Here is a 20,378-nt window from a genome sequence, read left to right on the forward strand (position 1 = left end):
TCGCCGTGCACGATGCGGAGCGCCATCAGCAGCTCGGCCAGGGGCGCGTTGCCGCCCCGCTCGCCGATCCCGCCGACGGTCGCGGAGATCCACTGGGCACCGGCGCGGACCGCGGCGAGCGAGTTCGCCACGGCCATCCCCAGCATGTTGTGGGAGTGGATCTCGATCTCCGCGCCGTCGATCTCGGTCAGGCTGGCGATCTGGTCCTGCATCTGCCACGGCGACAGGTAGGCGACGGTCTCGGCCACCCGGAACCGGTCGGCGCCGACCGCGAATCCCGCGGTCACGTAGGGAACCAGGCGCTCCTTCGGCGTCCGGGCGCCGTCCTCACCGCTGAACGTGACGTGGAAACCACGGTCCTTGGCCTGCGTGATGGCGGACTTCGCCAGCGCCTCGAGGAAGCGCGGGCTGGGCGATCCGAGCTTGAGCTTGGCGTGCTGCTCCGAGGTCGGGATCGAGTACATGATGTGGTGGACGCCGAGTCGCTGCGCCTCGTCCAGCGCGGTGGCGACCTGCTGGCGGTCCCGGACCACCACGAGCGACATGCTGCGCTCCGGGCCGATCGCCTCGTGGGTGGCCTCGATCAGGTCCGCGTCCTTGCTGTTCGGGCCCGAGATCATGCCGACCTCGACGAGCTCGATCCCGGTCTTCACCAGGAGATCGGCGATGACGGCGGCGTCCTGCGGCCCGAATTCGACACCGGCCATATGTGCGGAATCCCGCAAGGTGGCGTCGGACAAGCGGGGCCGGATTTCCTGCCCGTCGTCGGAATTGACTGCTGGTTCCATTGCGTGTGTGCTCCCTCGGTCCTTCGGCTGCTGGTGGGCGGTGGTCGCGGGGCAGCCTCGGCTGTGGAGAGCGGGGCGGCTTCGCGAGCTGTTCACAACCTTGCGGGCGCCGGACCAGACGGGGCAAGGAGGTCTGTGTCAAGGATTGTGGAGCGTTGTGAGCCCGCGCGAGAGTACGTGTCGAAATCTGCCGACCGGTGGTTTTCTGTGATGGTTCCGGGTCTGCTGGGGAATCGCGGATACGGTTTTTCGAAATCCATTGTGAAGGGAAAGGGATGCATTGTGTTTCCGAAATTCCCTGGGGCCGGCGGTGATGATGCCGGGGTGGTGATCGAGCAGGTCCGGCAGTTGGCCGGCCATCTCGCTCGCCCGACCGTTGCCGCCCGTGACGTGCACCGCGAATGGGACGAGACCCTGTTCAAGGCCCTGACGGTTCCGGGCACCTTCGGCGGCGGGATGACCGCCGTACAGACGTGTGCGTTGCTGACGGCGTTGGGGGAGGGCTCGCAGGATCCTGGGCTCGCTCTTGCTGTTGCTACGCACGCGGTTCTGGTGACGGTGCCGCTGCGGGTGTTCGGGACCGCTGCGCAGCGCGAGCGTTACCTGCCGCCGATTGCTGCTGGTGAGTGGATCGGTGGGTTGTCACTGCTTGGGGGTGAGGTGAAGGTTCGGGCGGCGGCTGATGAGTGGTTGCTGTCCGGTTCGGTGGATTTGGTTGCCCTAGGCCCTAAAGCGCATCACTTCCTGGTGATCGCCGAGCACAGCACCGGATCCCGGACCGCCTTCCTGGTTGACGCTGATACACCTGGTCTGCGGGTTGACGAGACGACGCCGGCCGCGCTTCGCACTTGCCCGTGGGGACGAGTCGTTCTGGAGGACTGCCAGGTGCCGGCGTCCGCCGTACTGGGTGGGGTGGGTTCTGCGGCGACGGAGGTTGAGCCGCTGCTCGCCGTACTGGATTGGGTTTTTGTCAGCGCTGCGTGGCTGGGGGTTCTGCGTGCTCTGGAGAGCGACGCACTGGAGGCAGTTCGCACTCGGGAGGTTTTCGGTGCTCCGCTTGGGCATTCGCAGTCGGCTCGGTTCACGCTGGCTGATCTGGCCATTCAGAACGAACTCGTCGGCGGTCTGCTCGCGCAGGTCGCTGCGGGCCTCGACGAGCCCACCGCCAGGGTTTATGAGGACGCCGCCGCTGCCCGGCTCTTCACCACAAGCGCCGTACGGGCTGTCACTGAAGCAGCTGCCGACCTCGCCGGTCCCGCCGGTCCTGACGAAGGGCAGCTGGTCGACCGCGCCCATCGCGACGCCCGCTTCTTCGTCTCCAGCGGGGCCGAGCTCCTGCGCCCCACCATCGCCGCCGCCCTCCTCAACCTCGGCTGACCGTGAGGACCTCATGACCACCACATCCTTCGCGGGGATCGCCGCCCGCGCCGCCCAGGTCGACGCCACCGGCTCGATCCCCGTCGAGAACTGGCAGGAACTCGTTGCCAGCGGCTACTTCGGCGTCTTCCATCCCCCTTCGCTCGGCGGTACCGGCGGGGATGCCGCTGCTCAGCTCGCGGCGATGGAGGCGCTCGCTCGTGCCTGCTCCGGTACTTATTGGACGGCTACCGTCTCGGCCCTGTTGTGCGGCAACCTGCTGCGGACCTACGGGAATGAGAAGCACCACGACCTGGTTCGGTCGCTCGTCACCGGTGAACGCCTTGCTGCGTTCGCGATTGTCGAGACCGCGGCCGGGAGTGACGCGTCCACCTATCAGACCCTGGTACGCCGTACGGGCGACGGGTTCACGATCAGCGGCGAGAAGTCCCGCATCACCAACGCACCCCGCGCCGACATCGCGGTCACCCTCGCCCGCCGTGAACGCGTTGAGGGCGACGACGGTCCTGAGTGGTGCCTGGCGTTCGTCGAGCTCGACCAGCCCAGTGTCCGCCGCTACGACATCCCACACATGGGGCTGCGCGGCATGCCCTGGGGCGGCATCGTCTACACCGACGCCCACGTCGACGAGGCCAACGTCATCCCCGTCCCCTTCACCGAACTCGCCGAAGGCATGACCTGGGGCTGGCTCCTCGTCTCCGTCGCCGCTATCGCCACGGGCGAGTCCGCCCTGGCCGCCTCGGTCCGGCACGCGCGGGAACGCGTCTCCTTCGGCCGCGCACTAGGCCACATGGAAGGCGTCCAAGCCCAGCTGGCCGAATCCCGCGCCCAACTCGACGCCGCCCGCGTCCTGGCCCTCCGGGCCGCCACCGAACGCGTAGCCGGCCACTCGGCCAAAGAACTGATCGGCATGCTCAAGGTCTACGCCACCGAGATGGCCGTCGAGGTCACCCAGCGCGCCGTACAGATCCACGGCGCCGCTGGGGTCACCCAAGGCCATGAGGTGGAACGCCACTACCGAGACGCCCAGATGAACGTAGTAGGCGCCTTCGCCACCAACCGCCTCCGTGAGCAGCTGGCCGAAAACCTCACCCAAACCCCGGCCATCTACCGCCCCACCCTCACCCCCTGATCCACCCGCCCAGCAGACCGGCCGGGGTCCCGCCCCAACCCCGGCCGGTCTGCCCCTCCAACCGCCACCAGCGCGCGCCCCTCGTAACGTCCGAAGGACCGGAGGCGGGCCCTCCGATCGTTCGGACGTTAGCGTGGTGATCGTTGTAACGTCCGAAGGACCGGAGACGGGCTCTCCGATCGTTCGGACATTGGCGCGTGCCCTCGTAACGTCCGAAGGGTCGGTGCGTTTTCGGACCCCCGGTGCTCCCCATTTGATGGGTTGACCCATCCCGTTGCGGGTGGGCTAGCCGCGTGCGGGTGGCCCACCGCCAACGTCGTGGGCCGGCCCGTCAACGGGGTTGGGTGGGCGGCATCTGGTGGGTTCACCAGTGAGCTTGTGGGTTATACACCCGCATGAGAGCCCAAAACCCACCACCTCATGGGGTAACCCCAATGCCGGTGAGTTAGTGGGTCAGGGTTGGTGTCAACCGGCCTGCCGCCGAGCTGACGTCCGAAGGACCTCCACACCTGGTATGGCGTGCCTTCGGACGTAAGCCGCGCCCGGGGGCGTTGGGCAGCGCTACACCCCGGCAACGACAAGGAGAACTCCCCAGCCACCGACCCCGCCCAGAGGCCGCCTCCCCCCACCGGTTCCCGAGGATTCGGGTCGGCGTCCCACCAGTGTGGGGAGGATATGGGACCGATTCGGGGGGCAAATCCTCCCCACATCCCGTTCCGGGCCGCGCAAACTCTCCCCAAACCGGTTCGGGGAGCCATAGCGCACCAGCCACCAGCCAAAGCAGCACTCCACAAACCCGACCCAACCGCGCCCACCACAGTCAGCGTCCGAAGATCCGCAGACCACGCCCACGCAGACCACGCCCGTGGTTCTTTCGGACGTCAACGCGAGACGGGCTGCTAACAGACCGCGACACCCCGCCCACCTGTTCTCTCGGCTCTGTTGAGCCTTGAGTATGGGCTGCGGGTGTCGCCGCCGACTACTAGGTTTCTACTGGCCGTTCCAGGTGGCTAGGACTCGGAGTTTGGTCCAGGGGATGTGGCTGAGGGAGCCGGTGGTGCCGTCTAGGCCGACTTTGTTGAGGATGCCGCCGGACCGCATGCCGTTGCCGGGCGTTTGCCAGGGGGCTCGGTTGGGGTCGGTGAGGTCGTCGCCGGCGATGCCGATGCCGCTGATCGGGCCGGGGCCACCGCTGTCGAGGACGTAGCCGCCGTACTGCTGCAGGGCGACGCAGATCATCTTCTCGCCGGCTGAGGCTCCGGACAGGCCGGCGCAGTTGACGGAGGGGTCGAGTTGGAGGCGGGCGCCCATGGGGACACAGGAGGCGCCGCCGGTGCTGCCGTCGGACTTGCCGGCCGGCTTGCGGAAGTTGCCGCAGGTCGTGCGGGAGGTGAAGGCGAGCGCGTGCTCGATCTTTCCGGTGGCGATCTCGCTGTTCAGGATGAAGCCGGCGCCTGCCTGTACTTCGGCGCCGTTACCGACGCCGGCCGTCTTCGACTCGGTACCGCCGCCGCTGGCGGCCGGCCAGGTGCCGCCGCACTCGCCGTTCCAGCTGCCGTCGTTCTTGCTGGCGCCCCAGATCGACTTCACGGTCTTGTCGTCCTTGTTGTAGACGACGACCCACGCATCGCCGTCGCCGGGAAGTTCACGGGTGGCGTAGTCGGGGATGTGGATGCCGTCGCCGACCGAGCAACCCCAGTTCTGGTTGAACTCCGGGTGGTAGAGCGGGTCGGAGTTGCTCGCGGTGTACATGGTGATCTGCCACTCCGGGCCGTTCAGGCGCGGAGTGTTGCTACCCATGCTGTTCACGATCGCGGCCGAGTCCGAGTCCAGCCGCGGGTTCGCGCCGATCGCCGTACGGAAGTAGCTCACCGAACCGTCGGTCGCGGTGTAGAGGTCGGACGGGCCGGGCTGCCGCGGGTCCCAATCACCAGGCGGGTCGGTCGGCGGGTCGGTCGGGCCGCCGTCGCCGGCGCCTTCGTAGGCGCCGATGTCGTACCCGTTGCCCTGCGGCCGTACGACGCCGTCGCGGTCGGCGGCCGGGGCGCCGCTCGCGCTGCCGGCGTCGATCGCGGACGAGCCTTCGCGCAGGTGGTAGTCACCGTTGCCTGGGTCAACGAATCCCGTGTCGCTGGTCAGGTTGTGGTCTGACGTGAACGGTCCGCCGATCCCGGTCGCATTGCCGGCGAAGATCGTGTTCCGGACGACGTTCCCGGACCCACTCACCTCCGACGCTCCGACGATCCCCGGCTTGGGGTTGTTCGCGATCGTGTTGTTGATGATCGAGATCGCCCAGATCGTCCCGCTGCTCTCCTTCCAGAACGAGATACCGCCACCGGCGTTCCGGTAGGAGACGTTGTTCAGGATCTTGATGTTCTGCGCCTTCTTGGACGACGACAGGGTCTCGACGGCGACCGCGATCCCGGCCTTGGTCGACTCCTTGGCCCCGTACGACGTGTTGCCGTTGACCTCGACACCGGATGACGAGTCGACGTAGATGTTCGGCCCGCGGTTGTCGTTCACGACGTTGTTCCGGATCACCCCGAAGGCGTTGTCGCTGTACTTGACGTCGATGCCCTCTTCGCCGTTGTCGTGCACATGGCTGTTCCGGATCTCGAACCGGGTGCTGTACCCGATCGACAGCGCCTCGTTGGACGCGCTGGTGCCCTTGTCGTTGTTGTTGTGGATGTCGCACCCGTCGACGACGAAGTCACTGCCGTTGAGCAGCACCAGGCCACCGTTGGACGACGACGACACCTCGCACTTGGTGAAGGTGATGTGGCTGGACTCGTTGCCGTAGACACCGTGCGTCGGCGACTTCGTCACCACGATCCCGTCGAACTTCAGCCACGACTTCCCGTCGAGGTTGAGCAGACCATTCCCGGACTTCAGCGTCTTGTTGCCGTCCAGTACGACGCGGGCTCCGGGCGCGGCCTGGTACACGATCTCCTGCCCGGACGCGCCACTCTTCGGCTTCAGCGCCTCCTGGTACGTACCGGCCGAGATCAGGATCGTGTCCCCGGGCTGCGACGCGTCGGCCGCTGCCTGGATCGTGCTGTACTGCGCTCCCGACTTCCCGACCGTCAACGTCCGGCCGGCGGCGTCCGCTGGACCGGCCAAGGTGGGCGGGAGGCCAAGAACCATCAGGCCGGCGATTGCCACGCCGGCCACCTGTCGTCTCTTCATCGGATTCCTTCGCGGTTCGGGGGGCGTTGGCCGCAGGGACGGCCACCGTCCCGCACCCCGCTGAGCTCCCCGGAGTCCTGTCCGCTTCCTGTCACGACATTTCCTATATGATGTACGATCAAGCGTGCTTGACGTGACGGAGTTCGGGGCGGACCGCTCAGGGATCGCCGACAGTACGGCGGCCGTGGCCGCGGCGATCGAGGCCGCAGGCAACCTTCCGGGTCCCCGCCAAGTGGTCTTCCCCACCGGCACGTATCGGTTCTATCCAGACCGGGCGGTCCCGCATGAGCTGTACCTCTCGAACACGGTCGGCGCCGATCCGGCCTTCCGGGACAAGCGATTCGCCCTGTACGTCGAGGGCATCGACGACCTCACGATCGACGGCCAAGGCTCGCGTTTCGAACTGCACGGCCAACTCGGACTTTTCGCGGTCATCGGGTCCAGCCGAGTGACCATCACGAACTTCGAGTTCGACCAAGTGGCCCCGCGCATCGTCGATCTGACCGTCATCGAGACCGGCCCGGGCTACCGCGTCGTGACCGTCCCCGCCGGCAGCCCGTACGTCGTCGAGAGCGGCCAACTCTCCTTCATGACGGACCCCAGCCCGTACGACGGTACGCCGTACTGGCGGCACTCGACCGACGTGCTCGGGGTCGGGCAGCAGGTGTTCGACCCCGTCGCGGGCCTGGCGAGCCGACGGCCGGCGTGGTTGTTCGAGAACCTCGTGTCGGTCACCGATCTCGGCGAGCGGCGGTTGCGGATCGACTACCGCGACGAGACGACGCCGGACGGGCTCGGAATGGTCTATTCATTGCGCGAGGTCACGCGCGATACCGCAGCCGGATTCATCTGGCAGTCGAAGAGTGTCGCGGTCACCAATCTGAAGGCGCGCTACCTGCACGGGTTCGGCATCCTCGGCCAGTTCAGCGAGGACATTGTGGTCGAGGGCAACGAGTTCGTCGCCGACCGGTCGACCGGCCGGATCGCGGCGGCGTTCGCGGACTTCGTGCAGATGTCCGGCGTGAAGGGGACGATCACGATCGTCGGGAACACCTTCGACGGGGCGCACGACGACGCGATCAACATCCACGGCACCTACCTCCCGGTCACCGCGGTCGACGGCCGCACGCTGCACTTGCGCTACGCGCACAACGAGACCGCCGGCTTCCCGCAGTTCCACTTCGGCGACGAGCTCGAGATCGTCAACCGAGCAAGTCTCCGCGCGGTCGGCCAAGCGGTCGTGACCGCCGTGACCGGACCGACCGGCCGGGACTCACGCTCGCTGACGACCATGAGCATCACCAGCGACCGAGACGTTCCGGCTGAGGTTGCCACGGATCCGGATGCGTTCGCGGTTGAGAACATCACCTACACCCCGGCGGTCCGGATCGCCGGCAACACTTTCCGCAACATCCCGACCCGCGGCATCCTGTTGACGACGCGCGGCCGATCGGTCATCGAGGACAACGTCTTCGACGGTCTGGACATGGCGTCGATCTTTATCTCGGGCGATGCGTCGAGCTGGTACGAATCCGGCCCTGTGCACGACCTCACCATCCGCCGCAACGTCTTCCGCCGTCCGTCCCCGAACCACCCCGTCATCCTGATCCATCCCGAGAACACGGTCACGGACGAACCGGTTCACGAGACCATTCGGATCGAGGACAACACCTACGAAGGCGGTGTCCTCGTCGAAGCCAAGGGCGTCCGGAACCTTGTCGTCGGCAACAATCTAGTGCTCTGAACAGAAGCAGCCGACGCCTCGCTCGATCCACTCGGGCAGCCGCCAGTCCGGGTGCCGCTCGATCATCAGCGAACGCACGTCCGCCGCGATGGTCTCCTCCGGTACGGCGGAATCCCGCCGTACCCAGGTCTCGTCGCGCAGCTCGGTCAGGTAGTCGCGGACGTCAACGAGCAGCCGCGTGTCGCCGACGGAACCGTGGCCGGGGACAACGATCTTCGGTGCCGACGCGACCAACTCCTGCATGACCTCGAACCTTCGTCGAGCTCGCGGCCACGGCGTACGCGACCTAGTGGCCCAGCACCGTGGCGATCAGGGCGGTGCCCGGAGCGGTGCGACCGCCAGGCCCGGGTGTGGGGGTGACGTGTTCGATGTCGAGCGGTTCGCCGCACTCGGAGCATGCGACGGTCGGCGTCGTCCGGTGACCGCACGTCGTGTGGGTGAACTGGATGGGCGGGCCGCCGGCCGGCGTCACCCACCGGTCGCCCCAGGCGGTCAGTGCCATCAGGATCGGCAGCAGTTCACGGCCTGCCTCGGTCAGCCCGTAGCGGTACCGCACCGGATTCTCCTGGTACGGCGTCCGGGTGACCAGCCCGCCGTCGACCATCGCCTGGAGCCGGCTGGTGAGCAGGTTCCGCGAGATTCCCAGGTCGGTGACCAGTTGCTCGAACCGGTCCAGTCCCAGGTAGAGATCACGCAGGATCAGCGGCGACCACCAGTCGCCCATCACCTCCAGCGACTGCGCGAGGGAGCAGTGGAATCCGGCGAACGATGTGTTGCGCATGACCTGCATCCTAGTCAGTTGCATTATTGAACGCACTATCCGTAGGTTGGTGGGGAAGCCGACCCGAAGGAGCGATCGATGTACCACCGGTTCGTAGCAGCTCAGGTCCGTAAGGCGTTCGCCGAGATCACCGCGGGCAACTGGGAGGCCATGGTCCAGGGCATGGCCCCGACCTTTACCTACCGCTTCTACGGCGACCACGCGCTGTCCGGCGAGCGTCATACCCACGAGGCGTTGCGCCGCTGGTGGCAGCGAGCCTTCCGGCTACTCCCCGAGACCCGCTTCACCGTCGACGAGGTTCTGGTCTCCGGATGGCCCTGGAACACCCGCGTGGCCACTGCGGTCACGGTTGACTGCGGTCTGGCGGACGGCACGCGGTACCAGAACGTCGTCAACCAGTTCATCCGGATGCGCTGGGGCAAGATCACCGAGGTCCGGACCCTGGAAGACACCGCTGTTCTGCAGGCGGCGCTGGATCGCCTGGCTGCGGCCGGCTACGCCGAGGCGCATGCTGCTCCGATCACGGACCTGGTTCCTGCCGGCTGAACCATCCGCCGACGGCTCGGCTCCGAAGCAGCACTATGGCGACGAGAGCAGTACGGCGGTTCGCGGGCGCGGTCGGTGGGGTTGTGGCGGCGGCTGCGGCGTTGGCGATCGGCTATCTGATCGCGGCCGTGACGGGTGGTCCGTGGCCGGTGGACGCGGTCGGGGTGCAGGTCATCGACATGTCGCCGGGGCCGGTCAAGGACTGGGCCGTCCGCGAGCTGGGCACCAACGACCGACCGCTGCTGCGGCTCGGGATCTGTGTGGTGCTGGCCGTGGTCGCGGGGATCGCCGGGTTCATCGCGAGCCGTGGAAGCCGGCGCTCGAAGGTGATCGCCGTCGGTATCGCGGCCGGGCTGGGCCTGGTTGGTCTGGCCTTCGCGATCTTCAGCCGGTCGGCCGCCTCCGGGGTCGTGGATCGGGTGCTGCCGTCGATCGTGACGCTCGTCGTCGCGGTGGCGGGGATGTTCCTGGTAACTCGCGCCTTTCACCCGGTGCTGGAGTCGCCCACGCCGCGGGAAAAGGAGCAGCCGGACGGATTCGACCGGCGCCGTTTCCTCGTCGCGGTCTCCGCGCTGGCGGTCGCCGGTGCGGCCGGATGGACGGCGACGAAGGTTCTCCCGGTCCGCGCGGGTGCCGCGCTCCGGGACAAGTTCCTGGTCCCGGTCCCCACTGACCCGGCGGCCGCCGTACCGGCTGGTGTGCAGGTCGACGTACCAGGGATCAGCAACTTCGTCACGCCGAACCCGAAGTTCTACCGCGTCGACACCCTGCTCGAAGTACCGCGCACCGACCCCGACAAGTGGGAGCTGCGGATCCACGGCATGGTCGACAAGGAACTGCGCCTTTCCCTTGCTGACCTGGTGGAACGCCGCTTGATCGAGCGCGACATCACCCTGACCTGCGTCTCGAACGAGGTCGGCGGCCCGTACGTCGGTAATGCCCGCTGGATCGGCGTCCCGATCGCCGACCTGCTGTCCGAGGCCGGCGTCCGAACCGGAGCCGACGCGGTGAAGTCGACCAGCGTCGACGGCCTCACGATCGGTACGCCGTTGGCCGCGCTCACCGATGGCCGGGACGCGATCCTCGCGGTCGCGATGAACGGCGAACCGCTGCCGTTCGAGCACGGTTTCCCGGTCCGCATGGTCGTCCCGGGCCTGTATGGCTATGTGTCGGCCACCAAATGGATCGTGGACTTCGAGGTCACCCGGTTCCAGGACTTCAAGGCCTATTGGACCGATCGCGGTTGGGCCGTCGAGGCGCCGATCAAGACCGCCTCGCGGATCGAGGTCCCCAAGGGCTTCGCCACCTTGAAGGCCGGCCCGGTCGTCGCGGCCGGTGTCGCCTGGGCGCAGCGTCGCGGTATCCGCAAGGTGGAGGTCCGCGTCGATGAAGGCGAATGGCAGCCCGCCAAGCTCGCTGCCGAGAACACCATCGACACCTGGCGGCAATGGACCTTCCGCTGGAACGCGACGCCCGGCATGCACCGCCTGACCGTCCGCGCCACCGACGGCGCCGGCGAACTACAGACCTCCGACCTGGCCGCTCCACGCCCGAACGGCTCCTCCGGTCTGCATGACGTCGTCTTCAGCGTCGACGCCTAACAGGCCTGACCTGGCCGAAGCTGTCGCAGTTGGAGAAGGTTGAGCGAGGGCACACCGTTGCCGGTGCCCCCTCGCTCGAATCGTTCTCAGTGCTTGAAGGCGTCCTTGACCTTCTCGCCCGCGCCCTTGAGGTCGGCGGTCGACTGGTCGACCTGACCCTCGGCCTCGAGCTTGTCGTCACCGGTCACCTTGCCGACGGCCTCCTTGGCCTTACCGGCCAGGTCCTCGGCTGCGTTCTTGGCCTTGTCCGCGAAGCTCATCGTCGTCCCTTTCGAAGTTCGGTTGTCATCGGGAGGACAAGCCGAGGCGAGCAGACGTCACGGTCGATCCGCTGTGGCAAAGCTCACCGCTCGACTAGCCGGCGTGCGCGGCCAGGGCGGTCGGATCGCTGGCGGGCTGGCGCTGCATGCCCACGGTCCAGAGGCGGTTGCCGACTGCCGCGACGCCTGTCAGCGTGCCGATCTTCGCGGCGGGGCTGGTGGTTTCGACGAAGGCGCCGTTCTTCAGGCCGAGTACGAGCGGGTGCTCGGTGATCGTGCTGTCGGACTCTTCGAACTTCTCACCGACCGCGATCGGCAGGCCGCCGTACAGGGTGATGCCGTAGAGCTGCGACGAGTTCGCCGGGGTGGGGAGCTGCGTCCACGTCGTGCCGTCGTAATGCAGCACCAGCGGTCGCTCGCCCTTCGAGGTGTGCGCGACGCCGGAGGCCCAGATGTTCTTCGGGCCCGCCGCCACCAGGTCGGTGGGGATCTGCGAACCATCGGCCGGTACCTCGTCGACGAGCTTCCAGGTCTTACCGTCGAAGTGCGCCATCCCGCCGTTCAGCCCGAGCCAAGCGTTGGTTGCGGAGAGCACGGTCAGGGTGTTGCCGTTGATGGAGTTCTCCAGGCCGGTGGTGAGCTGCTGCCACGCGCCCTTCACATAGCGGTAGACGACGGCGTGCTCGCTCCCGTTGACGTCCGCCCAGCCCGACGCCCACGGCGTCCCGTCCGGCGCGATCGAGACGTCGCTGAAGGACCCGGTCGGTGTCTTCGGTCCGGGGACGACCTTCCACGCCGTACCGTTCCAGCGCATTGCGAACGGCTTGGTCTTCTCCGGTACGGCGCGATCCTCGCCGACCGCCCAGACCTCCTTGGCGCTCGCCACGGCCACGGCGTTGAGCGTCGCGTTCGTGCGCACCGGCTGCGGGGTCTCGACCCAGCGAGTGCCGTTCCAGCGGAACGCCAGCGGACGGGTATCGCTGAAGGAGTCGATCAGGTCGGTGCCGACCGCCCAGGTCTCGCCGCCCTTCGCGTCGATGTCGTCCAGCGTGGACGGCTGCGACTTGGTCGGCGTAATCGTCCAGGTCAGCGCGGCCTGTGCGGTCAGCGCCGGTGCCATCAGGGCACCGGTCAATGCAAGGGCCAGTGCGGTCTTGCGAAGGATCATCGGTTCAGGTTCTTTCCGTAGTTGGCGGCCGGGAAGACCCAGCTCTTGCTGTAGGCCATCTCCACGAGCTGGTCGAGGGACAGCGGCGGTTCGGGGCGCGTCGGAGTCGCGTCCTTGTCCAGGCTGAGCGTGTTCGTGCTGGTCAGGCTCATGCTGCGGCGGTCCGGGTACTCCAGGACGACGGAGTTGTAGACGATCGAGCCGTCCTTCATCTGGTACGTCCGGAGGAACGAGCCGTCCGGCTGGACCTTGCAGTGCTGGGTCGACGGCACGTCGGTGCAGTTGGGGTCGTACTTGACCGTGTTGATGCCGCTCAGCTCCAGCCAGGACTTCCCGTGCCCGTCATCGACGAGCAGACCGGCGCCGATGAAGTCGTCACCCCAGGTCTTCCCGCCGGACGTCTCGAGGTTGCCCGGAACCAGCCCCCGCAGCGTCGTCAGCGTCTCGGCAGGCGTGGCCGGCCGCGGCGGAACGGGCTTCGCCCACACCTCATCAGTCGGCTTCGTGGTTGCGGCCGTCGGTATCGGTGCGCTGAAACCGGCCACCGGAGGCTGCTCGGCCCGCGGCCCGACATTCGCCTGTACGACGGCAATCCCGCCGACTGTCATCGCGACCGCTGCCGCTCCGGCCGCGACACTCAGTACCCGTCGGCGACGCCGCAGTACGACGCCGCGCTGCATCCCGCGCTCGACCAGATCGGGATACTCGGGCTCGAGCGTCTCGGTCGCGCGCCGCATCAGGTGCGGCAGCTGGTTGTCGGATGTGTCCATGGGGTCGTTCTCCTGACTCGTCACTGTGCTCACCGAGCGATGAAGGTGTCGTCGCCGAGGACCGCGCGGACCCGGACGAGTGCCCGAGCCGTCCGGTTCTTGATCGCCCCGGCGCTCTTCCCGAGATCGGCCGCGACCTGTTCGACGCTGCGATCTTCGAAGAACCGCAGGACGAGCACCGCCCGATCCAACGCCGGTAATCCCGCCAGCGCCTGCACGAGCAACAGCCGCAGCTCGTGATCCTCACCATCAGCCGACCGATCCGGTACGACGTCCGTCGGCTGCTCGTGCCAGCTCCGCCGCCGTCGTTGCGAGATGAACGTGCGAGTCAGCACGGTCTGCGCATAAGCCGCCGGTTTCTCCACCCGCCGAACCCGTCCCCACACCCGGAACAACTTCCCGAGCGTCTCCTGCACCAGGTCGTCCGCATGATGCGAGTCCGCCGTCAGCAACCACGCAGTCCGGTACAGCTGATGCGTGTTCGCCCGCGCAAACGCCTCGAAGTCGACCTCAGTGGAGCTCATCGCCGTCACACCCTTACCAACGCCCTGAGCCATCCATCAGGTCACACCCCGGGGTCAGCCGCCCACGTCGGTCAGTGAGCGCCCGGCGTTCATCGCGCTAACGTCCGAACGGCCGCAGCACGTGGTCGGCGTGTTTTCGGACGCTAACCGGACTTGCTGCGGCTTAGCGGGTGTCGGGGCGGGGAACGAGGGCCAGGAGGCCGACGCGTAAGGCATCACGCTCTTGGTCGGTCAGGTCGCTGAACAGCTCCAGATCCAGCCGCTCGGCGGCTGCTCCCGCTTTGGCGAGCAGTTGCCGGCCTTGTTCGGTGACTTCTAGGCGCGCCGCGTGGCCGTGGCCGGGGAGGGTTCGGGTGACGGCGCCGACCTCTTCGAGGGCGCGGACGGTGGCATGCATGCTCTGAGTAGTGATGCCGGCGCGGCGGGCCAGGTCGGAGTACGACAGGTCCGGGCGGCGGGAGAGGTGCGCCAGCGCGCCGTAGTGACGCAGGGTGAGGCCCAGGGGTGCGAGCACGTCCTCCACTCGCCGGCTCAGCGCTCGTCCCGCGGCCACCATCATCAGCGCCACGGATCCGCTCGTCGGTGTACCAGCACCCGCCATACCTGAACCCTACTGGCACGCCCCGACAGAACCTCTGGTATCAGTTTGGCTTACAGTTGGGCTGAAGCCCGGCCCATCCACCGCTCGGAGACACCGTGACCAAGGTTCTGCTGTCACTCCACGTGCTGGCTGCCATCCTGGCGATCGGCCCGGTGGCCGTGGCCGCCAGCATGTTCCCCGCAGTAGCCCGCCGCGGTGCGACGACAGAAGTCCGCGTCCTGCACCGCATCTGCAACGTCTACGCGCTCGTCGGCATCGCCGTCCCGCTCTTCGGCTTCACGCTGGCCAACGTCATGCACGTCCTGGGCAGTCCCTGGCTGATCGCCTCGATCATCCTCACCGCGCTCGCTGCCGCCGTACTGGGCCTCCTGATCCTGCCCGCCCAGCGAACCATGCTGACCACCGCAGAAGTCTCCCCCAAAGCCACCGCCCGCCTAGGCATGCTCACCGGCTGCTTCAACTTGCTCTGGGCAACAGTCACCGTCCTGATGATCATCCGCCCAGGCTCCACCACCGGAGCCTGAGCGGGACCGGGCCGGGCGACGGCAAGGCAATGCCCCAGGGTGGCATGCGTAGCAGAGGCGTACCTGGGGCTTACCCAAGGAACACACGCCTCTTGCGCGGAGGTTTGGGGTGGATCCACCCCCGTAATCCGTCCTGGATCCTCCCCAAAGCGGTTTGGGGAGCGATGTGTCCTGCCCGGAACCGCCGCCGCGACGCGACCGGCAGCACCGTCGAGGTCGCGGGTGTACAGACGGACTGTCGATGCGCAGTCGTCATGGTCGTGCAGCAGCGTGACAGTGGTTCTGGGACGGGCGGCCGGTGAGCGTACTAACAGTCGGTGTGTACGCACCCGGCACATCCATCCCAGCTTCCCGCCCGGCCGCGGCCGCCACCCCATGACCCCGCGAAACCCCGATTCCCGGCAACGTCGGACCACCCACACATCGAGCAGGAGAGACAGGAATTGAGGGCCTTGAACAAGGCATAACTTGTTCAAGGCCCCTGCGGGGAGTGCACGCCCCCATACCCGACCCGCATGGCGCGGAGTGGTGTAAGACTGCTGGTGGTGGATACACCACGGTGCGTCATGGCTGTCTGGAGGCGGTGCTGTGTTCGGGACTGAGGTACTGGCGGCTGGCGGCGATGTGCATGCGTCGTGGAACGGGCATGACACGCGGGTGCTGATCGTGGCGGCGGTGGGGATCGGGATCATCGTTGCCTTGATCGTCGCGGTGAAGCTGCATGCGTTCCTGGCCTTGACGATCGGTGCGTTGTTCGTCGGACTGGCTTCGGGGATCGGCGCCGGGGCGGTGACGAAGTCGTACGAGGCCGGCGTCGGCAGCGTGCTCGGGTACGTCGGTGTGCTGATCGCGCTCGGTGCGATGGTCGGCAAGTTGCTCGCGGACTCGGGTGGCGCGGATCAGGTCGTGGACACGCTGCTGCGCGGGCGGACCGTGAGTCTGCCGTGGAAGATGGCGCTGGTCGCGACGATCATCGGGATCCCGATGTTCTTCGAGATCGGGCTGGTGCTGCTGATTCCGGTGGTGGTTCTGGCGGTACGACGTTCTGGCGCGCGGGCCATGTTGTTGGGTATCCCGGCCCTCGCGGGCTTGTCGGTGCTGCACGGCTTCGTGCCGCCGCACCCCGGTCCGCTGGCGGCGATCGGCGTACTGGGTGGAAACGTCGGCATCACGCTCGCGCTGGGCTTGCTGGTCGCGATCCCGACGGTCATCGTCGCGGGCCCCTTGTTCGGGCGGTTGGCGGCGCGGTGGGTGCCGATCGGCGCGGCCGGTACGGCGCTCGAGGTGACCGGCGCATCGGGTGACAGTGAGCGGAAGAAGACGCCCTCGTTCGCCGTGACGTTGGTGACCGTGCTCGCGCCGGTCGTGCTGATGTTGCTGAAGGCTGCGTCGGATATCTGGATGAGCCCGAAGAACGCGATCTACCCGGTGCTGCAGTTCATCGGTGATCCCGTCACGGCGTTGCTGCTCGCGGTCCTGCTGGCGATGGTGACCTTCGGTACGGCGATCGGTTTCACCGTGCCCGTGTTGGGCCGCAAGATCGGCGCCAGCCTGCTCCCGATCTCAGGCGTGATGCTGATCGTCGGCGCCGGTGGCGGATTCAAGCAGGTGCTCGTGGACGGCGGCACCGGGACTGCGATCGCCAAGATCGCGATCGCGGCCAACCTCTCGGCACTCCTGCTCGGCTGGATCGTCGCCGTACTGATCCGGCTCGCGACAGGTTCCGCGACCGTCGCCACGGTGACCGCCGCGGGCATCGTCGCGCCCCTGGCGGCCGGCGAGAACACGACGCAGGTGGCCCTGATCGTGCTTGCGATCGGTGCGGGTTCGCTGTTCTTCTCGCACGTGAACGACGCCGGCTTCTGGCTGGTCAAGGAGTACTTCGGGATGACAGTCGGGGAGACCATCAAGACCTGGTCGCTGATGGAGACCGTGATCTCCGTGATGGGTCTGGCGATGACCCTCCTGCTCTCCGCCATCCTCTGACCGGGGGAGACTCAGGGAGATACCGGGTGTGTTCCGGGCCGGTGTCACCCATACTCATAGCTATGCGCAGCGCCAGTACGCCGGTCGATGAGTATCTGACCGCACTGCGTCAATCGCTCGCAGGTCCGCGGCGCCACAGGGCGGACCTGCTGGCCGAGGCGCGGGACCACCTGACGGACGCGACCGAAGCGTTCGAGGCCGACGGGTTGGATCGTGAGCAGGCCGAGCGCGAGGCGGTGGCCGACTTCGGGGAGCTGTCCGACGTGGTTCCGGGCTACCGCGCAGAGCTTGCGGTCAGTCAGAGCCGGCGGACCGCGATGTTGCTGTTCCTGGCGCTGATCGCGCAGCCGATCGTCTGGCTCGACGGCGTCTGGAGCTGGAATGATGCGCCGGATCGGCCGAGCGCACTGAACGACGTACTGCAGTGGGCGGTTCAGACCGTCGGCATGCTGTCGATCGCCGGTGCGGTTCTGGCGGTCATCGCGACCGGTGTGGGGCAGCGCTTCCCGCTCGTGCGGCATCACGTCAGCCGAGTGACTGCGCAGTTCGCGCTGGTGAGCGCGGTCGCTGTCGGCGCGATCAGCATCTGCATGGTGACGTTGAACCCGTACCCGATCGACGTCCAGGCGCTGAGCGTCGTCGCGGGATTCGTCATCCTGCCGCTGCTCTTCGTCACTGTCCAGGCCGGCCGCTGTCTACGCCTGGCGCGCACCTCCTAGAACCCCTTCGACGACGGTCCGGAAGGTGAACCACTCTTCCTTGCCGGCGGCGAGCATCCGCTGCCCCTCTGCGGTGAGCCTGTAGGTCCGGCGCTTGCGCCCGTCGACAGTGCTCCATTCACCGGCCAGGTATCCGGCCTGCTCCAGTCGGCGTAGCGCGGGGTAGAGGGTCCCGGTCGGCAGGTCGAGCACGCCGCCGCTGCGCTCCAGCAGCGCCTCCATGATCGCGTAGCCGTGCAGCGGCCCGGCCTGGACGATCGCCAGGATCATCGGGTCCAAGTGTCCACGCAACGCATCCGCCCCCATGTAGACAGTCTACCTATTCGTGCCTTAATGTCGAGAGGCGACATGTAGACGATCTACCTATGAAGACATGAGGAGACCGAAATGGCCGTGGACACCCCTGTACGACGCCCGCCGCGGAAGGTGAGTGAACGCCCCGGACTGCTACACCGGGTGTCCGGCTGGTCGATGCGGCATGCCGGAATCGCCTTGGTGCTCTGGGTTATCGCGCTGGCCGCGATCACGACGGCATCGACCGTGATCGGTGCGAGCTACGACAACGGCGGTTCGCTCCCGGGGACCGATTCCCAGCGGGTCGGCGACCTCCTGACCGAGCATCAGCCCCGGGGCGAGACGGGCTCGGTACAGCTCGTGCTGCGCGCAGATGGCGGCCTGGCTGCGGAAAAGTCCCGGATCGCCTCGATGCTGGCCGTGGTGGGTGACCTGCCGCACGTGGCTTCGGTGGCCGACCCGTTCACTGCACCCGGATCACTCTCGCAGGACGGACGTACGGCGTACTCGACTGTCAGTCTGGATGTCGCGGCCGCGGACATGCCGGGGGCGGATGTGCGGACGATCATCCAGCGGACGCAAGACATCGGCGGCCCTGGGCTGCAGGTGGAGGCCGGCGGTGATCTGGCCCGAAGTGCGTCGGAGAGTGCGGGTGGCGCCTCCGAGGGTGCTGGTCTGCTGGCTGCGCTGGTGATTCTGGTGCTGCTGTTCGGATCGTTGCTTGCGGCAACTCTCCCGTTGCTGACGGCCGTCTTCGCTGTCGGCAGCACGCTCGGTCTGCTGGTGCTGGCGTCGCACTTCTTCTCGGTTCCGAGCTACACGGCGCCGGTGATGATCCTGGTCGGGCTCGGTGTCGGGATCGACTATGCGTTGCTGATCTTCTCCCGCTATCGGCATGAATTGCTGAAGGACGGTGTCGACCGGCTGACCGCCTCGACGCGGGCGCTGGACACTGCCGGGCGTTCGGTGATGTTCGCCGGATGCACTGTGGTGATCGCTTTGCTCGGCCTGCTTGCGCTCGGACTCGGATCGCTACAAGGCATCGCGCTCGGAGTGACGCTCACCGTGCTGGTGACGATGCTGGCCGCGGTGAGCCTGTTGCCGGCCCTGCTGACGCTGTTCGGGAAGCGGATCGAGCGGAGTATCCGCAAGCACGCTGCGAAGCAACGCCGTACGCCGGGTGATGGTTGGCGGAAGTTGGCGGCCGGAGTGCAGCGCGGGCCGTGGGTGCCGTTGCTGCTGGGGACTGTCGCGTTGGTCGCCTTGGCGTTGCCGGCGTTGGACATGCGGCTCGGGTTCGCGGATGCGAGCACGGACGACCCGGCCAAGACGAGCCGGAAGGCGTACGACCTGCTGGCCGAGGGTTTCGGGGCCGGCTTCAACGGTCCGCTGGTGGTCGTTTCGGAAGGCGACCAGGCCGCGGCCGACGCGCTCGGGAAGGCGCTGGCCGCCGATCCGGGAATCGCCGCGGTGACTCCGCCGCAGTTGACGCCCGACGGCAAGATCGCGACCCTCCTCGCGTTCCCCACCTCCGGGCCGCAGGATGCCGCGACCAGCAAACTGGTGGAACACCTGCGGGAGACGACCCTGCCGGCGCTGGAGTCGCAGACCAGAGCGACGTACCTGATCGGTGGTTCGACCGCGGCCTCCGACGACTTCGCTTCTGCGGTGAGCAAGCGGCTGCCGATCTTCGTGCTGGTGGTGGTCGGACTGTCGGCGCTGTTGCTGATGGCGGTGTTCCGGTCGGTCCTGATCCCGCTGAATGCCGCGGTGCTCAACCTGCTCAGCATCGGCGCTTCGCTCGGAGTCATCACGCTGGTGTTCCAGCAGGGGTGGTTCGGGGTGCAGCCCGGTCCGATCGAGGCGTTCGTGCCGGTGATGATCTTCGCGATCGTGTTCGGGCTGTCGATGGACTACGAGGTGTTCCTGGTCTCGCGGATCCACGAGGAATGGCGTCGTACCAAGGATTCGCGGGCCGCCGTTCGGGAAGGGCTGGCGGCGACCGGAAGTGTGATCACGGCAGCGGCCGCGATCATGATCGTGGTGTTCGCCGCGTTCCTGCTCAGCCCGGACCGGATGCTGCAGCAGTTCGGCCTCGGCCTGGCCACCGCCGTACTGCTGGATGCCTTGCTGATCCGCTGCGTCATCGTCCCCGCCGTACTGCGGCTCTTCGGCGACCGCGCGTGGTGGCTGCCTCGCGGCCTCGATCGCGTGCTCCCGAAGATCGCGTTGGAAAAGGATTAGTTATTGATGTAGCGCATCAATTGCTTGATTACATACGCGGCGAATTGTTTTACCCCGACGAATTGCGGTTCCCTGGGTTTTAACGTCAATGCTGAGCAGTCTCCCGCGAATGCTGTGACGCGGTCCGGCGGCC

The 20,378-nt window shown here is 67.3% G+C and carries 19 protein-coding genes; 9 read left to right on the forward strand and 10 right to left on the reverse strand.

The window, feature by feature from the left end:
- Positions 1–788 (reverse strand): hypothetical protein (locus tag ACFVWG_RS12215; RefSeq protein WP_391543272.1); only part of this gene is annotated, 788 nt, incomplete at its 3' end.
- 324 nt (positions 789–1,112) lie between these two features.
- Here ACFVWG_RS12215 and ACFVWG_RS12220 point away from each other — a divergent pair.
- Positions 1,113–2,165, forward strand: a complete 1,053-nt coding sequence (locus ACFVWG_RS12220; protein ID WP_391543273.1) for an acyl-CoA dehydrogenase family protein — start codon at positions 1,113–1,115, stop codon at positions 2,163–2,165.
- Positions 2,166–2,178: 13 nt separating this feature from the next.
- On the forward strand, positions 2,179–3,297 hold the full coding sequence (locus ACFVWG_RS12225; RefSeq protein ID WP_391543275.1) for an acyl-CoA dehydrogenase family protein: 1,119 nt from the start codon (positions 2,179–2,181) through the stop codon (positions 3,295–3,297).
- Between the two features lie 990 nt (positions 3,298–4,287).
- On the opposite strand, the gene ACFVWG_RS12230 is transcribed toward ACFVWG_RS12225, so the two are convergent.
- A complete protein-coding gene (locus tag ACFVWG_RS12230; protein WP_391543277.1) occupies positions 4,288–6,483 on the reverse strand; it encodes a right-handed parallel beta-helix repeat-containing protein in 2,196 nt (731 codons plus the stop codon).
- A gap of 133 nt (positions 6,484–6,616) precedes the next feature.
- Between ACFVWG_RS12230 and ACFVWG_RS12235 the strand changes: the two genes are divergently transcribed.
- Positions 6,617–8,227, forward strand: a complete 1,611-nt coding sequence (locus ACFVWG_RS12235; protein WP_391543278.1) for a hypothetical protein — start codon at positions 6,617–6,619, stop codon at positions 8,225–8,227.
- Here the strand turns inward: ACFVWG_RS12235 and ACFVWG_RS12240 are convergent.
- Positions 8,216–8,470, reverse strand: a complete 255-nt coding sequence (locus ACFVWG_RS12240; protein WP_391543279.1) for a hypothetical protein — start codon at positions 8,468–8,470, stop codon at positions 8,216–8,218. The genes ACFVWG_RS12235 and ACFVWG_RS12240 overlap by 12 nt on opposite strands.
- Before the next feature lie 43 nt (positions 8,471–8,513).
- A complete protein-coding gene (locus ACFVWG_RS12245) occupies positions 8,514–9,008 on the reverse strand; it encodes a winged helix-turn-helix transcriptional regulator (protein WP_391543280.1) in 495 nt (164 codons plus the stop codon).
- A 78-nt stretch (positions 9,009–9,086) separates the two neighbouring features.
- Between ACFVWG_RS12245 and ACFVWG_RS12250 the strand changes: the two genes are divergently transcribed.
- Both ACFVWG_RS12250 and ACFVWG_RS12255 read left to right on the forward strand, forming a co-directional pair.
- Positions 9,087–9,554 carry a nuclear transport factor 2 family protein gene (locus ACFVWG_RS12250; RefSeq protein WP_391543281.1) on the forward strand — a complete coding sequence of 156 codons (468 nt, stop codon included), beginning with the start codon at positions 9,087–9,089 and terminating at the stop codon, positions 9,552–9,554.
- A 35-nt stretch (positions 9,555–9,589) separates the two neighbouring features.
- A complete protein-coding gene (locus tag ACFVWG_RS12255; RefSeq protein ID WP_391543282.1) occupies positions 9,590–11,155 on the forward strand; it encodes a molybdopterin-dependent oxidoreductase in 1,566 nt (521 codons plus the stop codon).
- 86 nt (positions 11,156–11,241) lie between these two features.
- Here ACFVWG_RS12255 and ACFVWG_RS12260 read toward each other — a convergent pair whose 3' ends face one another.
- From ACFVWG_RS12260 to ACFVWG_RS12280, 5 genes are all read right to left on the reverse strand, one after another.
- Complete coding sequence (locus ACFVWG_RS12260) at positions 11,242–11,415, reverse strand: CsbD family protein (protein WP_391543283.1); 174 nt, start codon at positions 11,413–11,415, stop codon at positions 11,242–11,244.
- 94 nt (positions 11,416–11,509) lie between these two features.
- Complete coding sequence (locus ACFVWG_RS12265; RefSeq protein ID WP_391543284.1) at positions 11,510–12,583, reverse strand: hypothetical protein; 1,074 nt, start codon at positions 12,581–12,583, stop codon at positions 11,510–11,512.
- The gene (locus ACFVWG_RS12270) at positions 12,580–13,353 is read right to left on the reverse strand and encodes a hypothetical protein (RefSeq protein WP_391543285.1); all 774 of its coding nucleotides are present in this window, start codon (positions 13,351–13,353) and stop codon (positions 12,580–12,582) included. Before ACFVWG_RS12270 ends, ACFVWG_RS12265 begins: the two co-directional genes overlap by 4 nt.
- A 29-nt stretch (positions 13,354–13,382) precedes the next feature.
- Positions 13,383–13,877, reverse strand: coding sequence for a SigE family RNA polymerase sigma factor (locus ACFVWG_RS12275; RefSeq protein WP_391543286.1), 495 nt, complete (start codon positions 13,875–13,877; stop codon positions 13,383–13,385).
- A 163-nt stretch (positions 13,878–14,040) separates the two neighbouring features.
- The gene (locus ACFVWG_RS12280; RefSeq protein WP_391543287.1) at positions 14,041–14,478 is read right to left on the reverse strand and encodes a MarR family winged helix-turn-helix transcriptional regulator; all 438 of its coding nucleotides are present in this window, start codon (positions 14,476–14,478) and stop codon (positions 14,041–14,043) included.
- Positions 14,479–14,573: 95 nt separating this feature from the next.
- On the opposite strand from ACFVWG_RS12280, the gene ACFVWG_RS12285 reads away from it, so the two are divergent.
- The 3 genes from ACFVWG_RS12285 to ACFVWG_RS12295 all read left to right on the forward strand — a co-directional run bounded on the left by ACFVWG_RS12285 (position 14,574) and on the right by ACFVWG_RS12295 (position 17,707).
- Positions 14,574–15,002: a hypothetical protein gene (locus ACFVWG_RS12285; RefSeq protein ID WP_391543288.1), complete on the forward strand. Its 429-nt coding sequence runs from the start codon at positions 14,574–14,576 to the stop codon at positions 15,000–15,002.
- A gap of 624 nt (positions 15,003–15,626) precedes the next feature.
- The gene (locus ACFVWG_RS12290; protein ID WP_391543818.1) at positions 15,627–16,988 is read left to right on the forward strand and encodes a gluconate:H+ symporter; all 1,362 of its coding nucleotides are present in this window, start codon (positions 15,627–15,629) and stop codon (positions 16,986–16,988) included.
- Positions 16,989–17,050: 62 nt separating this feature from the next.
- On the forward strand, positions 17,051–17,707 hold the full coding sequence (locus ACFVWG_RS12295; RefSeq protein ID WP_391543289.1) for a permease prefix domain 1-containing protein: 657 nt from the start codon (positions 17,051–17,053) through the stop codon (positions 17,705–17,707).
- On the opposite strand, the gene ACFVWG_RS12300 is transcribed toward ACFVWG_RS12295, so the two are convergent.
- Entirely contained in the window at positions 17,684–18,013 is a 330-nt protein-coding gene (locus ACFVWG_RS12300; RefSeq protein ID WP_391543290.1) for a PadR family transcriptional regulator, read from the reverse strand. The genes ACFVWG_RS12295 and ACFVWG_RS12300 overlap by 24 nt on opposite strands.
- Before the next feature lie 81 nt (positions 18,014–18,094).
- Here ACFVWG_RS12300 and ACFVWG_RS12305 point away from each other — a divergent pair, with 81 nt between their 5' ends.
- A complete protein-coding gene (locus ACFVWG_RS12305) occupies positions 18,095–20,245 on the forward strand; it encodes an MMPL family transporter (RefSeq protein WP_391543291.1) in 2,151 nt (716 codons plus the stop codon).
- Positions 20,246–20,378 lie beyond the last annotated feature (133 nt).

Source organism: Kribbella sp. NPDC058245 (assembly GCF_042882005.1).
Classification (GTDB): domain Bacteria; phylum Actinomycetota; class Actinomycetes; order Propionibacteriales; family Kribbellaceae; genus Kribbella.